The 16,336-nt window shown below is 61.3% G+C and carries 10 protein-coding genes; all 10 read right to left on the bottom strand.

Going from position 1 to position 16,336, the window contains the following annotated elements:
* Positions 1-160: 160 nt before the first annotated feature.
* Positions 161-1,651 carry a sugar ABC transporter ATP-binding protein gene (locus OQE62_RS08245; RefSeq protein ID WP_265721541.1) on the bottom strand — a complete coding sequence of 497 codons (1,491 nt, stop codon included), beginning with the start codon at positions 1,649-1,651 and terminating at the stop codon, positions 161-163.
* A 1-nt stretch (position 1,652) separates the two neighbouring features.
* Positions 1,653-2,600: an ABC transporter substrate-binding protein gene (locus OQE62_RS08240; RefSeq protein WP_265721540.1), complete on the bottom strand. Its 948-nt coding sequence runs from the start codon at positions 2,598-2,600 to the stop codon at positions 1,653-1,655.
* Between the two features lie 200 nt (positions 2,601-2,800).
* On the bottom strand, positions 2,801-3,862 hold the full coding sequence (locus OQE62_RS08235) for an aldose epimerase family protein (protein ID WP_265721539.1): 1,062 nt from the start codon (positions 3,860-3,862) through the stop codon (positions 2,801-2,803).
* Entirely contained in the window at positions 3,852-5,444 is a 1,593-nt protein-coding gene (locus OQE62_RS08230) for an aldehyde dehydrogenase (NADP(+)) (RefSeq protein ID WP_265721538.1), read from the bottom strand. The genes OQE62_RS08235 and OQE62_RS08230 overlap by 11 nt, the downstream gene beginning before the upstream one ends.
* A 166-nt stretch (positions 5,445-5,610) precedes the next feature.
* Entirely contained in the window at positions 5,611-6,390 is a 780-nt protein-coding gene (locus OQE62_RS08225) for an SDR family NAD(P)-dependent oxidoreductase (protein ID WP_265721537.1), read from the bottom strand.
* Positions 6,391-6,487: 97 nt separating this feature from the next.
* Positions 6,488-8,227 carry an IlvD/Edd family dehydratase gene (locus OQE62_RS08220; protein ID WP_265721536.1) on the bottom strand — a complete coding sequence of 580 codons (1,740 nt, stop codon included), beginning with the start codon at positions 8,225-8,227 and terminating at the stop codon, positions 6,488-6,490.
* A 159-nt stretch (positions 8,228-8,386) separates the two neighbouring features.
* On the bottom strand, positions 8,387-9,994 hold the full coding sequence (locus OQE62_RS08215; RefSeq protein ID WP_265721535.1) for a glycoside hydrolase family 43 protein: 1,608 nt from the start codon (positions 9,992-9,994) through the stop codon (positions 8,387-8,389).
* A gap of 101 nt (positions 9,995-10,095) precedes the next feature.
* Positions 10,096-11,049 (bottom strand): alpha/beta hydrolase, encoded by a 954-nt coding sequence (locus tag OQE62_RS08210; protein WP_265721534.1) that lies wholly within the window; start codon positions 11,047-11,049, stop codon positions 10,096-10,098.
* Positions 11,050-11,210: 161 nt separating this feature from the next.
* On the bottom strand, positions 11,211-12,809 hold the full coding sequence (locus OQE62_RS08205; protein WP_265721533.1) for a cellulose binding domain-containing protein: 1,599 nt from the start codon (positions 12,807-12,809) through the stop codon (positions 11,211-11,213).
* Positions 12,810-12,862: 53 nt separating this feature from the next.
* Positions 12,863-15,940 carry an endo-1,4-beta-xylanase gene (locus OQE62_RS08200; RefSeq protein ID WP_265721532.1) on the bottom strand — a complete coding sequence of 1,026 codons (3,078 nt, stop codon included), beginning with the start codon at positions 15,938-15,940 and terminating at the stop codon, positions 12,863-12,865.
* Between the last annotated feature and the right edge of the window lie 396 nt (positions 15,941-16,336).

Here is a 16,336-nt window from a genome sequence, read left to right as displayed (position 1 = left end):
TTTGTTTGTGCCGGTTTTTAGCTCCGTGGCCCTTCTCTGGATTCCGGCCTGCGCCGGAATGACGAGGCTCCTACAATGCGACTCGTCATACCGGCGGAGGCCGGTATCCAGGGAGCGGCCGCCGGCCGCTTGCGGAGCTGGAGCTCCGCGCACCCAGGGGTCAGGCCTCGGCGATGGCTTGCATTATTCGGTTTTCGGAGATTTCCTCGCCTTCGATCTCGGCCACTTTCTTGCGGTCGCGCATGACCGCTACGCGGTCGGAGAAGGCCACCAGTTCTTCCAGTTCGGATGAGGTCACCAGCAGGGACATGCCTTCGCCGCAGAGTTGCTTGATCAGTTTCAGGATCTCCGCGTGCGCGCCGATATCGACGCCGCGGGTGGGTTCGTCCAGCACCAGCAGTTCCGGATTGGTGGCCAGCCAGCGGGCCAGGATGACTTTCTGCTGGTTGCCGCCGCTCAGCTGTTCGATGGGTTTGTCCGCGTCCGGGGTGGCGATCTGCAGCTCCGCGATAAACTTTTCTGCCAATTCCTGCTGTTCGGTGCGGCTCATGGGCCGCCACCAGCCGCGGCGGGCCTGTACCGCCAGGGCGATGTTTTCGCGGATGGACAGCGGGCCGACGATGCCACTGGCCTTGCGGTCCTCCGGGCAGAGTGCCAGGCCGGCCTCGATGGCCTCGGCCGGTTTGCGGAAGCTGCGTTCGCGGCCGGAGAATGTCAGTGCGCCGGAGGATTTTTTATCCACGCCGAACACCGCGCGGCAGACTTCCGAGCGCCCGGAGCCCAGCAGGCCGGCCAGGCCCACGGCCTCGCCGCGTTTAACGGTCAGGGAAGTCGGCTGCAGGGAACCGCGCACGGCGACGTCGTCCAGTTCCAGCAGCGGTTCACCCGCGGCGCGGTCGTCCCGTTCCGGGGCGCGGTGCGCCTGGGCCTGCAGCTCCTTGCCCAGCATATGGCCCACCAGTTCCTCGCGCGGCAGGCCCGCGGTTTCGAACTCGCCCACCAGGCCGCCATTGCGCAGCACGGTGATGCGATCGCTAACCGCATAAACCTGATCGAGGAAGTGGGTAATAAAGACGATGCCGATACCCTGGGATTTCAGTTCGCGCAGGACGTCGAACAACTGCTCCACCTCACCGGCATCCAGGCTCGCGGTGGGCTCGTCCAGCACCAGTACTTTCGCCGACATATCCACGCCGCGGGCGATGGCCACCAGTTGCTGGATGGCCACGGAGTAGCTGGACAGCGGTTGGGTGACATCGATATCTAGGGCGAAACGTTTCAGGACTTCGCGGGATTGTCTGTAGATGCGCTTCCAGTCGATCAGCCCGAACTTTTTCGGCTCGCGCCCCAGGTAGAGGTTCTGCGCCACGCTGAGGTTGGGCAGCAGGTTCACTTCCTGGTAGACGGTGCTGATGCCGACTGACTGCGCCTGGGCCGTGCTCTTCAGCTTGAGCGGCTTGTCCAGGTAGGCCATGGAACCGCCGTCGCCCTCCAGCGCGCCGGTCATCACCTTGACCAGGGTGGATTTGCCCGCGCCGTTTTCCCCCAGCAACGCGTGGATCTCGCCTTCGCGCAACTGGAAGTCGACGCCGTCCAGCGCCTTGACGCCCGGGTATTGCTTTTCGATTCCGCTCAGGTTCAACAAACTCATATCAGCCACCCGTACGTTTTCTGTATTCTTCCGCTGCGGTTTCCTGCGTGTAGAGATCGCCGGTGGTGGTGATCTGCTTGTCGATATCCCGGTCGCCGCCCAGGTAGCGATCGATTACGTCGAACGCCGGGCCGCCCAGGTGCGGAGTCAGTTCCACGGTGGCATTGGCCGTACCTTCGGCCATGGCCTTGAAGTAATCCGGTACGCCGTCGACGGAAACTACCAGGATATCCTCGCCCGGTTTCAGGCCGGCTTCCCTGATTGCCTGGATGGCGCCGATGGCCATTTCATCGTTGTGGGACCAGAGCGCGCAGAGTTCCTCGCCACCGCCCTCGGCCTTGAGCATGGCTTCCATGACTTCCTTGCCCTTGGTGCGGGTGAATTCGCCGGTCTGGCTGCGCACGATCCCGGCGTTCGGGTATTCGCCGATGATTTCCTTGAAGCCTTTCATGCGGTCGATGGCGGCGGTGGCGCCGACGGTGCCCTGCAGCTCGAGGATGTCGCAGTTGCCGCCGGTCTCCTGCATCAGCCACTCGGCCGCGCGGCGCCCCTCCTCGACAAAATCCGAGGCGATGCGGGTCAGGTACATGGAGGGATCTTTTACGCGGATATTGCGGTCCAGGATCACGACGGGAATATCCGCGCGTCTGGCCTCGCGCAGGACCGGACGCCAGCCGGTTTCCACCACCGGCGCGATCATGATGGCGTCTACCTGCTGGGCCACAAAGCTGCGCACGGCCTTGATCTGGTTTTCCTGCTTCTGTTGTGCGTCGGAGAATTTGAGATCGATACCGCGGCGTTTGGCTTCCGCCTTGACGGATTCACTGAAGCTGGTGCGCCAGCCGCTTTCGGAACCGACCTGGGCGAAGCCGACGGTGATGGCGGCCGCGGGCTGGGCGAAACTGAGAGCCAGCGCGAGTGCACCGGTCAGTAACGGTGGGATTCTCATGTTGTTCTCCTCATCACAAGGATCTGTTTATATTTATTTTGTTTTTTGATGGGCAAAACTGCGCGCATAACGAGCATGCTCGTTGCGCAGTTTTGCGACCGGCCATGGATGGCCGGGCCGGCGGCTGCTCCAGGGATGGCTGCTTGGGCATGAGCCACCCCGAAGCCACCGCCATTCGCCTGCAAGCAGGCTCCTACAGTTTATTCGGCAGAGAAGCTGTAAATGGTTGTCTGCCGGTATTCCTCTCCCGGCTGCAGAATCACAGACGGGAAATTGTCGTGGTTGGGCGCGTCCGGGAAACCGTGGGTTTCCAGGCAGAGCCCGGCGTATTGCTGTATCGGCGAGCCGTCTTCGCGGTTGCGGCTGCCGTCGAGAAAATTGCCGCTGTAGAACTGCACACCCGCCTCGCTGGAGACGATCTTCACGCTGCGGCCGGAGGCCGGGTGGGTGAGCTCTGCAATCGGCTTCAATATTTTTTCCGCGTTTTCGTCCACTACCCAGAAGTTGTCGTAACCGCCGGGCCAGGCATCGATATCGCGGCCGATTTTCTTGCGTTTGCGGAAATCCACCGGTGTGCCTTCCACATCCAGCAATTCGCCGGTGGGCACCAACTCGCTGTTCAGTGCCAGCAGTTTCTCAGCGTGGATTTCCAGTTCGTGTTCGAGAATGCCGTCGCGACCCGCCAGGTTCCAGTAGCAGTGGTTGGTCAGGGCCACCGGCGTGGCTTTGTCCGTGGTGGCTCGGTATTCCAGCGCCAGGGTGTCGTCCTCGCCCAGGCGGTAGGTCAGTTCCACCGACAGCCGGCCGGGATAACCGCCCTCGCCTTCCGGGCTTTCACTGCGGAAAGTCACGGACTGGCCCGCCGCGCCGGACTCGCTCTGCACCATCTGCCAGCGCTTGCCACTCAGGCCGTCCGGACCACCGTGCAGGTGGTTGGCGCCGTCGTTGGCCGGCAGCCGGTATTCGGTTTCGCCGATGCGGAAACGCGCCCCGCCGATGCGGTTGGCCACGCGGCCGACGGCGACGCCGAGATACCAGTCGTTTTCCAGCCAGTGCTGCGGATCGGCGTAGCTCAGCAGGATATTGTCCCGGTGACCGTAGCGATCCGTGGTCTCCACTGACAGCAGGCTGGCGCCGAGTTCGCACAGCCGCACACGGGTGCCCCGGCCATTGGCCAGGGTCACCGTGCGCAGCGGCTCGGCGCCGGCGACTGGAATAGTCGCCGACTCGATACCGCGGGGCATTGCCAGTTCAGACAGCATCGCTGGTCTTTTCCCCGTTCACCAGGCGCGCGATACCCAGCGGGTTATCGTTTTTCAGCGCTTCCGGCAGCAGGCTTTCCGGGTAGTTCTGGAAGCAGATCGGGCGCAGGAAACGCTCGATGGCCTTGGTACCCACGGAGGTGAAACGCGCATCGGTGGCCGCTGGGAAGGGACCGCCATGCATCATGGAGTGGCATACTTCCACGCCGGTGGGATAGCCGTTGACCACGATGCGGCCCACGCGCTGGCGCAGCAGCTCTACCAGGTCGCCGTAGCTGCCCAGCTCCGCTTCGGTGCACTGCAGCGTGCCGGTGAGCTGGCCCTGCAGCGCGGCAGTGGCCTGCAGCAGTTCATCACGATCGCGGCATTTCACCACCAGCGAGGTGGGGCCGAACACTTCTTCCTGCAGCTCGCCGTTGGCCAGGAAGTCTTTTCCGCTGACGGTCAGCAGGCTCGCCTGGCAGGTGAAACCGCTCTCGTCGCCGGTGGCTTCACCGGTGGCAACCTCTTCCACGCCCTGCTGGTCGCGCAGCTTGGCGCCGCCGCTCTGGTAGCCCTGCTGGGTGGCCTTGTTCAGCATCACTCCGGCGCCGACCTTGGCCAGGGCATCGCTGGTGGCGCTGATAAAGCGGTCCAGGTCTTCGCCTTCCACACCCAGTACCAGGCCCGGGTTTACACAGAATTGGCCGGTACCCATGTTCAGGGAGCCGACAAAACCTTCGGCGACACTCTCGGCGGAGTTTTTCAGGGCTTCCGGCAGCAGCACGACCGGGTTGATGCTGCCCATTTCCGCGAACACCGGAATCGGTTCCGGGCGCTCGTTGGCCAGCTTGAACAGCGCGGTACCGCCGGAGAAGGAACCGGTGAAGCCCACGGCCTTGATACCCGGCGACTTGACCAGCTCCGCGCCGACGCGCTTGCCGGAACCGAGAATCAGCGAGAAGACGCCACCCGGCAGCTCGCATTTCTCGACCGCTTTGGCCAGTGCCTGGGCCACCAGTTCGCTGGTGCCCGGGTGCGAGTTGTGCGCCTTGACGATCACCGGGCAACCGGCGGCAAAGGCGGCGGCGGTGTCACCGCCGGCGACGGAGAAGGCCAGCGGGAAGTTGCTGGCACCGAAGACGCCCACCGGGCCCAGGGCCTGGTTGAAGCTGCGCAGGTCCGGGCGCGGCATCGGCTGGCGATCCGGCAGCGCGGTGTCGATGCGGGCATCCAGGTATTCGCCCTTCACGATCCAGTCGGCGAACATGCGCAGTTGGCCGCAGGTGCGGCCGCGCTCACCCTCGGCGCGGGCGCGCGGGTAGCCGGTCTCGGCGGAGACACGCTCCAGCAGTTCGTCACCCAGGGCCATGATTTCGTCGGCGCAGGTGTTCAGAAACTCGGCGCGCTTCTGTGGCGAGGTGTTGGCGAATTCGGTAAAGCACTCGCTGGCGGCGTTGACCGCTTCGGTCACCTGGAATTCGTCCGCGCAGGTGAACTCCGGTTCGAGGTTTTCGCCCTTGGCGGGATCGACACCCCGAAAGGTGTCGGCGCGGCCGTCGAGCCATTTACCGGCGATCAGTTGTTTGCCTGTAAGCGGCATGTTGAGTCTCCTTCGTGTTCGTTACCTTGGAGGTACATAAAAATTGCAGGTATCGGGCCGCACTTTCCCAGGCTCCCTGTGGAAAATGCGGGTCACAACCGGGACCGGAAGGACGCTCCGGCCGGCCCCGGAATGTTAACGCTACCATCGCGTTATGTCACTCGTATCAGATCCAGCCGCCGTCGACGATAAAGTTCTGCGCCGAGCACATGCGGCTGTCGTCGGAGGCGAGGAACAGGGCCATGGCGGCCACATGCTCCGGTAGTAGCTCGCCCTTCATGCACTGCCCCTTGGCGATGTCCTCGCGGGCACTGTCGTCGACCCAGAGGCGCAGCTGCTTTTCGGTCATGACCCAGCCGGGCACCAGGGTGTTCACGCGGATGCTGTCCGGCCCCATATCCCGCGCCAGGCCGCGGGTCAGGCCCTCGATGGCGGCCTTGGAACTGGTGTAGCCGGGCATGCCGCCCTGGGCCGCGTGCCAGCTCATGGAACCGAAATTGATGATGGAACCACCACCGAGCTCTTTCATATAGGGATACACCGCCTGGGCAGCAAAGAACTGGTGGCGCATATTGACGGCGGTGTGCCTGTCCCACTCTTCCGGCGTTACCTCGCGGAAGTCGTGGCGCAGGTCGTTGGCGGCGTTGTTGACCAGCACCGAGATGGGACCCAGCTCTTCAGCGGCCTGGGAGATGGTGGCGCGCAGGCTTTCGATATCGGTGAGATCGCAGTAGTAGAAACTCACCTGTGCCGCGGAGTCCTCCGGCCGCTCGCCGCGCAGGCGTTCCACCAGTGCCTGGGAGGCTTCTCGCTGGATATCCACGAAGGCCACCTTCGCCCCCTGCTGGAAAAAGGCCTCTACCAGGCTGGCGCCGATACCGGAGCCGCCGCCGGACACGAATACGGTTTTGCCATTCAGGCTGGGGTATTGGTTGGTCAGGTTCATCGCTCGCTCTTGTGTTCTTTATTGACTGCTTATTGGTTGCCGCAAACCCTTGTAGGAGCCTGCCCGGCAGGCTCCTACAGTACGGGGCGGAGTCCGGTCAGTGCGAGTGCCGCGGCACTTCGGCGCCGCGACAGCCGACGAGGAAATCGAAATCACAGCCCTCGTCCGCCTGTAATACACGCTCTCGGTACATCTCCAGGTAGCCACCGGTGGAGGCAATCACATGGTCGCGTTTCAGTGACTCCAGGCGCGAGGCCAGTTCCTCGTCGGAGATCTCCAGGTTCAGGATGCCGTTATCCGCATCCAGGTGCACCATATCGCCGTCCTGTACCGCGGCCAGCGGACCCAGTTCCATGGCCTCGGGCACCACGTGCAGCACCACCGTGCCGAAGGCGGTGCCGCTCATGCGGGCATCGGAGATGCGCACCATATCCTTGATACCCTTTTTCAGCAGCTTCGGCGGCAAGCCCATATTGCCCACTTCGGCCATGCCCGGGTAACCCTTGGGACCGCAGTTCTTCATCACCATCACGCAGGTTTCGTCGATATCCAGGTCCGGGTCGGCGATGCGCTGCTTGTAGTGATCGAAATCCTCGAACACCACGGCGCGGCCGCGGTGGTTCATCAGCTCCGGGCTGGCCGCGGAAGGTTTCAGCACCGCGCCGCGCGGGGCCAGGTTGCCTTTCAGGATACAGATGCCGCCGCTGGCCACCAGCGGATTGTCCATGGTGCGAATAACGTCGTCGTTGTAACAGGGAGCATCCTGCACATTCTCCCAGAGGGACTGGCCATTCACGGTCAGGCAGTCCCGGTTGAGCTTGTCCGCCTCGCCCAGGCGGCGCAGCACCGCGGGCAGGCCGCCGGAGTAGAAGAACTCTTCCATCAGGTATTCGCCGGAGGGCTGCAGGTTCACCAGCGTGGGTACCTCGCGGCCCTTCGACCAGTCTTCCAGGTCCAGGTCCACGCCGATGCGGCCGGCGATGGCCTTCAGGTGAATCACCGCGTTGGTGGAACCGCCGATGGCCGCATTGGTGCGGATGGCGTTGTGGAAGGCCTCTTTGGTCAGCACCTTCGACAGGGTCAGGTCCTCGTGCACCATGTCCACGATGCGCATGCCGGACATGTGCGCCAGGGTGTAGCGGCGCGAATCCACCGCCGGGATGGCGGCATTGTGCGGCAGGCTGGTGCCGAGGGATTCCGCCATGCAGGCCATGGTGGAGGCGGTACCCATGGTGTTGCAGGTACCCGCGGAACGGGACATGCTGCCCTCCGCGCTGAGGAATTCGTGCAGGGAGATATTGCCGGCCTTGTACTCCTCGTGCATCTGCCACACGAGAGTGCCGGAGCCCACCTCTTTACCCTTGTGATCGCCGTTCAGCATGGGGCCGCCGGTGACCACCATGGTGGGCAGGTTGCAGCTGGCGGCGCCCATCAGCAGTGCCGGCGTGGTCTTGTCGCAGCCCACCAGCAATACGACGCCGTCGATCGGGTTGCCGCGGATGGCCTCTTCGGTATCCATGGACGCCAGGTTGCGGGTCAGCATGGCCGTGGGGCGGAGATTGGACTCGCCGTTGGAAAAGACCGGGAACTCCACCGGCACGCCGCCGGCCTCGCGGATGCCGTTCTTGACATGCTCGGCAATCTTTCGGAAATGGGCGTTACAGGGGGTCAGCTCGGACCAGGTATTGCAGATACCGATGACCGGCCTGCCTTCGAAGTGGTGATCGGGAATCCCCTGGTTTTTCATCCAACTGCGGTACATGAACCCGTTCTTGTCACGCGTTCCGAACCAATTGGCCGACCGCAGGACTGTCTTTTTCTTATCATCACTGGCCATTATTAGAACCCCACTTATTTTCTCATAACTATTATTGTATGACTTATTAATTTGCAGGACAAGCACCCCCCCGCGAAATAGGGAGCGATCCGGGATAGCGGTAGCCCCCCTGGAGGGGGAGCCTGAGTGGCGCCACGGAGTCGGGAGCGGCGACCGCAACTACTGCTGCAATACCGGTCCCCGCCGGAAAGGCAGTGGATCCCCCAGCCTGAAGTAGTCAAAGTCGGCCACGCCGCCCGCCTCGCGGGTGGCAAAGCTGAACAGGCCAAAGCGGTAGCCCATGAAGTGCGGCAGAGTGTATTCCATTGCCAGGGGCCCGCCGATCGGGCTCCATTGCCCGCCTTCCGGGCGGTAATAGAATTTGGCGGTATCTGCCCCCTGACGAAAATCGGCCTGCGCCTTCAGGTATACCGTCTCCCCCTCCAGGGGCACCCGGCCCAGCTCCCGCGGCACCTCACCTTCCGCGCTGACCATGGTGACAAAACGCTTTCCGCCCTCCCGCCTGACGCCGACATAGCCGTAGTGCTTCTGCAGCAGCGCCAGGCCGGCGACATCTCCGGCGCGCATCGCCGACACGTCGACACGCACCGAGGCGGAGCTCTCCGGGCCGAAAGTGCGCTGGGTCAGGGTATTGCGGGTTTGCAGCAGGTCCGGATCCACACGGCCATTGGTCAGGCGCAGGTAGCCGGGCCGGTCGGTGAGAGACCAGTATTCCGGGGCCGGATTGTGATTCCACTGCCAGGCAAGGGGCAGCTCAGGCCGGTCGAACTCATCCGAAGTGACGATGCCGGCAACATTCGCATTTTCCACCGGCTTTCCATCCAGCGAAACGTCGAGGGTTTCGGGGACGACGCCTTCCCGACCCAGCATCGGCCACCCGTCTTCCCAGCTTACCGGCACCAGATAGGGAATGCGGCCCACCGCGCCGCGGTCGCCGAAGAGCATCGCGTACCAGTCACCCTCCGGCGTCTCGATCAGGCCACCCTGGGCGATGCCCTGATATTGCAGTGCCACCCTGCCCTCGTACGGGCCGGTGAGCCGGTCGGCGCGATGGATCACCACCGTGCGCATGCCCTGTCGCGGCCAGGTGATGTTCATCAGGTAATAGCGGCCATCGATCTTGTACAACTGCGACCCCTCGGCCGGCAGCATGATATCTTCTCCGGCCGGCTTGCTGGCATCGTCGATGATCACCTGATTGACACCACCGGCTTTTATTCCGGAGAAATCGGACTCCAGTTCAACCAACCGGATCTCGTCACTGCCATAGACCATATAAACACGGCCGTCGTCAAAGAACAGGGAATGGTCGTGCAGGTCCGGCTCGAATGCGGTTTCCAGCCAGTTCCCGCTCTGGATATCGCCCGTTCTGTACACATGGGTTTTGCCGGAAGTCGCGGAGAAAGTGGACACATGGAACTGTCCTTCATGGTAACGCAGGCTGCTGGCCCAGGAACCCTTGCCATAGGCGTTCTGCCCCCCGTTCAGGTTCATCTGGTCGTTGTCCACCAGTGTGTCGTAGGCGTAGCCCAGCAGCTCCCAATTCACCAGGTCCCGGGACTTCATGATCGGCAGCCCCGGATTCATATGCATGGTGGTACTGCTCATGTAATAGGTATCGTCGACGCGGATTACCGATACGTCGGGCACATCCGCCCATATGATGGGGTTGCGCGCCTCGATGGGCCCGGGCCCATCTTCGGCCCTCTCGTGCGTGTCACCTGGAGCTGCTGCCCGCTTGCCTGAACTTTCCGCCCCGCATGCCATTAAACCGAGCGATAGGGCTATCGCTGCCGAAACACCAAGCAGCGGCCGGACATACCGTCCGGCCTTTACAGATCTTTTACTTTTCATCGATCGATACAGGGTCACGAACTGGCGGCGAGAAAATCGTTCACTTGCAGCCAATGCATAAAGGCATCAAACCAGCGATTGCTGGTGCGGTCCGGATTTCCGAGACCGAAACCGTGGCCGCCATTCTGGTAGAGGTGAAACTCGACCGGCCGGCCCGCCTCGAACCAGGATTCGATTGCGCCGAACTGGCCGCGGAAGAGGAAATCATCGGCGGCGATAACATTGAACATGGGCGGTGCATCCGTGGGCACCTCGACCGGGCCCATGCCACCATAGATGGGGCCGATAAAGGCGAGATCCATGACCTCGGAATTGAGTGTCGAGTGCATGGTTAAACCGGCACCGGCAGAAAAGCCGATCATTCCCAGGCGATCTGTATCCACGCCCCATTCACTGGCCCGCTCGTTGATCAGGGCATAGGCGGCCTCGGCATCCTCGAGTTGATTGGACAGATCCCAGCGCGGCGGGCTCGACGGTTTTTCGCCATTTTTTTCCGCATCGGGAGACGCGCCCGCCTCGGCGAAGAGCTGCTCCATCGACTCCCTGAAACCGTCGAGCGATTCCGGAGTTGGCTGGAGGCGGTATTTGAGCACGAAAGCGGCGATACCCCGCTCCGCCAGAGCGTCTGCAACTTCCCAGCCCTCGTTCTTCACCGACAGCCACCGGAAACCACCGCCAGGCGCCACTATGACTGCCGCGCCGTTCGCCTTGTCCGCTTCGGGCAGGAAGGGAGTAAGGGTTGCTGTTGAGATGTTCCGCGCCATCGGATCTCCCCACTGGCGGAACCAGGTCTCGGGGGCAGCCTGCTCGTCGACACCACCGGTGCCCAGTGGAATGGCATTCGGCTCCTCGGGGGCCTCAAGCGGGTAGATGGTGCCGTCCTGCGCCGTGGCGGATGCGGTAAACATGAACGCAGTTGCGGTGAACAGGAATGACAATGCGAGAGAGGCTTTTCTGGTCAGCTTCATAAATACACCAGTAATTATTGTGTTATTGATCGTTGGAACTTATCGACCGCCTCACAAAGACCATTTTCGAAACAGAGACGGAAAATTTCGGGCGCCCACCGCACGAACCACTGCGCGGTGGGCGCCCCTCCGGTCACACATCCCGTGAGACCGGCCTGGATTCAGAACCGACTGAAGAAATCCCAGACGGCGCTGGAGTAAAAGGACGGCGTCGTATGACCTCCATTAAACGGGCACCAAACCACGGGGTGGCCCGCGTCGCAGTTTTGATACTCCACACAAGGTGACGGATCCGTGGGAACAGTGGTGCTGGAGCAATTATTGGCCGATATATAAAGGTCTCTCGCCTCCTCCCCGCTGCCGAACCCGACCACATTGTCACTGGTCCCGTGGGTTATCAACGCCGCCATCGGCAGGCCGCTGTCGTTGTACGGCGTCCAGAGTGCACCGGATGCCGGGGCAATGGCACGGAAGGTTTCGGCCATCTCGCGGCCCACGGCAAATGACATCATTCCACCGTAACTCCAGCCGGCGGAGAAAACCCGGTCCTGGTCAATGCACAACGAATTGTTGAACTGGTCGAGCATTGCCCGCAGGAAGTCCATGTCGCGGCCGTTGGTGTTCGTCCAGCCGTCGGTGCCCTCGGCGCGGTTGGGAGCCACAAAAATCGCCGTACCGTTCGACAATCCCTTCAGGTTGTAATAGGAATCGTTGGCAACGTTGTCGGCACTTCCGCCACGCCAGTGCCATGCGAAGACCAGCCGGTATGGATTGTTCACGTCGTAGTTATCCGGGATATCGATGATATATTCCCGGTCCAATCCCCCGACGTTGAGGCTGTGCCGACCGCTGTCCAGGCTCGGGGCGAAACCACAACCCGCCGATCCGTTGCCGCCGGAACTGGACGACGAACTGCTCGACGACGAACTGCTCGAGGACGAGCTGCTTGAGGACGAGCTGCCGCCGGAGACGGGGCCGAAGTTGATGTAACCGTTGCAGTGCAGCCATTCGGTGTTCGAACCGCCACCACATTCATCGTCCCAGGCGCCGGTGTTTTCGCTCTGGTCTTCGGCCTCGCGGACGATGCCATTGACGACAATGTAGTCGACCTGAACATCGGCATCACCATCGTTGTCGTTGGTAAATTCGACCAGGATATCGCCTTCCAGGCTGGTGCTGCTGCTGAAATCCATAAAGCCGGTGCCCAGCGTCCAGCTCTGCACGTCGGTGCCACCCACGCTCAGCGTGATCGACTCAGAACCGGTGGTGCCACGCGCGCGCACGCCGATGCTGTTGCCGCCGCCGCTGGAGGAAGAATTACTCGAGCTCGAAGAACTGCTGGAAGAAGAGCCGCTCGAACCCGAAGAACTGGAAGACGAACTGCCACCATCCGGTCCGCCGTTGCCAATACAGACGGGCGGTTCGAAGCTGCCGTCATGGGTTCCCTGCAAACCGAAAGTGGCGCTCTGCCCCTCGGCCAGGTTGCCGTTCCAGTCACAGCAATTGCTGAACGAGGGTGTGGCGGTACTGCCGCCGCTCTCGATCACATTCCAACTGCCGGTGACATTGGCCGGTTCGTCGAAAGTGAGCTGCACTGTCCAGTCGTCGATGGAGCCCGGGCCGTCATTGGTCACCGTTACATCCAACTGGTAAGCACTGTCCCAGACATTCGAAACCACGGAACAACTATACGAAGCAAATGCCTGCCCCGCCGATAGAACACCGGCCAGCAACAGGACAAATCTGGATAAGATTTTCATCAGATCGTTCTCCTATTATGGTGGGCCCTCAGGCCCGATAATCACCTGGAGACCTATCGTTCCAGGAAGTTCATCAACCAGGTCATGGCAGGGCGGTGCGAACCGTCACTCCGGATAAGGCCGCTGTTGGGAACCCAGGTCCCGCCGACCACATAACCCCACAGCGTAATTCCCGCCACTGACGGATGGCTGAAAAACATCGGGAATTGCTCCTGCATGATCTGCAACTGGATCTGGTCGTCGGCGTGATCGACGTCGTACTCAGAGATGTATATCGGCAGGCCGAGCGCGGCCACCGCATCGAGCTTGCTCTGGACATCATTCAGGGACCAGTCTTCCAGGCCGTGCGCCTGCAGGCCGATGGCGTCCACCACACCGGCTTCGACCGCCGGCCTGGCCATGTCGATAAACTCCTGGGTATTCCAGCTCAACACGTTGTAATCGTTCAGGATCAGAATGGCATCCGGGCAATACTGCCTGGCGAGTTCGAAGGAACGGATGATCCAGTCATTGCCGAAGGCGCTTTGCGCATAACCGGCTGGCGCGTGGCCTGGAGTGGCCTCGTTGACTACGTCGATCATCTGGGTGTCCGGGTAGCGCGCACAGTAATCGCGAATCCACTCCTCGATTTCCGCGGCCTGCTCCGAGGGGCTGAGATCATTGATCCAGTCCGGGGACTGGCTTCCCCATACGAACGTATGCTGCTTGAATGGAATGCCATTCTGCTGGGCGAAGTTGTAGGCCGCGTCCAGGCCACTCCAGTTGTACTGGTCACGAACGCCTTCCACACTGCTCCACTTGCCTTCATTCTCGGGGGTGATCTGGCCCCAGTACTGCATGAAATCCGACCGAACCTGTCCGCCGGTGGTAATGTTGCCGACAAAGAAACCGGTGGGAGAAGGATCCGGGTCGATTCCCGACAGTGGACCGAAGTTGATATAGCCGTTGCAGTGCAGCCACTCGCTGTTTGAACCGCCGCCGCACTGGTCGTTGCCCCAGGCTCCGGTATTCTCGCTCCGGTCCTCAGCCTGGCGAACCTGGCCGTTTACTTCCACGTAATCGATCCGCACATCGGCGTCGTCGTTGTCGTTGGTGAAGGCCACGGTGACGTCGCCGGACAGTTCGGTGGTGGCCGTGTAGTCCGCCATGGCGGTGGACAGAGTCCAGCTCTGCACGTCGGTGCCGCCCACCCGCAGGGTGATCGACTCGCTGCCTGTGGTACCGAGTGCACGGACAACGACCGTATCGTCGCCGCCACTACCGGAAGTGGTGATCTCTCCCGCAGATGCCGTCAGCTCGACACGATCCAGTCCTGCGCCGTCTTCGCGCCGCAGAACCCGCAGGGTGTGCTCCCCCATCGACAGATTGTCGAAGGTCGCCGGCATCAGCGTATCCCAACCGCTTGTGGCGGTATTGTTTTGCGTAACCCACGAACCCGAGTCCAGTTTGTAATAGAAGGAATCGTCATCGGCGTTCGGTAGATTGGCGCGGATCTGGAACTGCACGTCCGCCACTTGCGAAAGCGTAAACGGGATCTCGATTTGACCGGTTTCGCCATCCGCGGGCGAATCCAGTATCTGGGTGCCATTGTTCGGCCAGGCGATGTACTGTCCGCCGGACGCGGCCGAATCGAATTCGACATTGAACGGCGAGAAGCCGCCCTGGCCCGAGAGGCTTTCCAGTTCCACCTCCAATGTGCTGCCCTCAACGGCACCGCCGGTAAACCGGTACCAGTCCAGATTGAGCAGATAGTCGCTACCGCCGGAAAAACGCAGGAACAGGTCGTGAACGCCGGTCACTGTGTCGATCCCCGTTGAAAGTGTCTGCCAGCTCTGCCACCCCCCGGTATTGCCGACGCTGAGGTTGCCGACCGGTGCATTGTTCACGTCGTCGAGGACAATCTCTATGGTGCCGCCGTCGGTATCCGAAGCGACACCTGCCTCGAAGCCGGTCGCACCGGAGCCGAAATCGACATTGGAAACCTTCACCCAGTCGCCGTTTTCGATAAACGCCAGGTTGCGGGTGCCGGTGGCGGGACCCTCGGTCTCGATACCCTGTTCGTTGTCGATGGTTTCTGCTTCGTTGCGGGCGAAGGGATCGACATTTTTCAGTTTCGGTACCCCCGCCGAGCCCGCATTGACCTGCTGTATGCTGCCGTCGCCGTTATAAAAGAGCCGGTCTGAGTTGATCGAGCGCTGGTAGGTACTCGCACCCCGGGCATTGGCCACAGCCCGGTTGTGGTAGAAGATATACCACTGGTTTTCGAACGACAGAATGGACTGGTGATTATTGTTATTGTTGTTTTCCCAGGGATTAGGCAACACGGTACCGCGGTGTACAAACCCGGAGATCGGGCTGTTACTGGTCATGTAGTCTATCGCCAACCCCGCCTCGTTATTGGTGGAATAGGACAGATAGTAGGTGCCGTTGCGCTTGTGCATATACAGCGCTTCAAAGAAGTTGGGCACATCCAGCGTTATGGCTGCACCACTAGTGCTGATCATATCGTCGTTCAGCCGGATAACGCGGGCGTTGCCCGGTCCGCCGCCGCCAAAATACAGGTAGGCCTGGCCGTCGTCATCGATAAACACGCCGGGATCGAACACCCAGTCCACATTGGCATTGGGCGTATTGCGATCGACCAGGGGACCACCCAACGGGTCGGTAAAGGGACCGGTGGGACTGTCGCTCACCGCCACCCCGATCGAGCTGGCGCCGTCGGGAAAATACAGGTAATACTGCCCATTGCGTTCGATGATATCGGGTGCATAGGCGAGGTTGGCCCAATCGGTGTCGGTGCGCGAATCGAAGACCACACCGTGGTCCTGCCAGTTGACCATGTCGTCCGACGAGAACATGGTGTAGTCGTGAAGGTCGCTGTAATCCGACTGGTCGTCCTGATCGTGGGTGGTGATTACATACATGCGGCCGTCGAATACGCGCGCCGCCGGGTCTGCGGTATAGATCTGGGATACCAGTGGGTTGTCAGCTGAACAAATGGCTGAAACCGACACGAGAAAAGCTGTAAAAGCGGCTTTCAGAAGGATCTTTACTCCAGTCACCGTGAACATCAGGTTTCCACGCCCATCCGCCAATGGCAGAAACGAGAGGGTTGTTTTTTTGAGTTCCATTCCCTTTCTCCAGAATTGGTTTTCAGTTTTTATCGCCGTTCTCTCTCATGAGATCTAGTGGGCCGTGCGTAAATGCGTAAAGTTGTGTAACAAAGGAGCCCAGCCAAAACGTCCAGATCAAGGCGAGAAAGCGCTGGAATTGTGGTTCTTTTTCGAGCTTTCTCAACGCAGCGCGGGGCGTTTTGGCGCAGCGAACTGTTACAGAACCTTGCGCACGGCCCACTAGTGTGCTGTGCGGGAAGTTCGCGAACAAAGGAGCACAGCCAAAGCGCTCAGATCAAGGCGAGAAAGCGCGGGACTAGCAGCGTTATTTCAAGCTTTCTCAACGCAGAGCGGGGCGCTTTGGCGCAGCGAACTGTTTGCGAACTTCCCGTACGGCACACTAGTACTAAAAAT

Origin of the sequence: Microbulbifer halophilus, assembly GCF_026183675.1 — a bacterium.
Classification (GTDB): Bacteria; Pseudomonadota; Gammaproteobacteria; order Pseudomonadales; family Cellvibrionaceae; genus Microbulbifer; species Microbulbifer halophilus.
The sequence above is the reverse complement of the archived record's forward strand: the minus strand, read 5'-3'. Positions and strand labels throughout refer to the sequence as shown.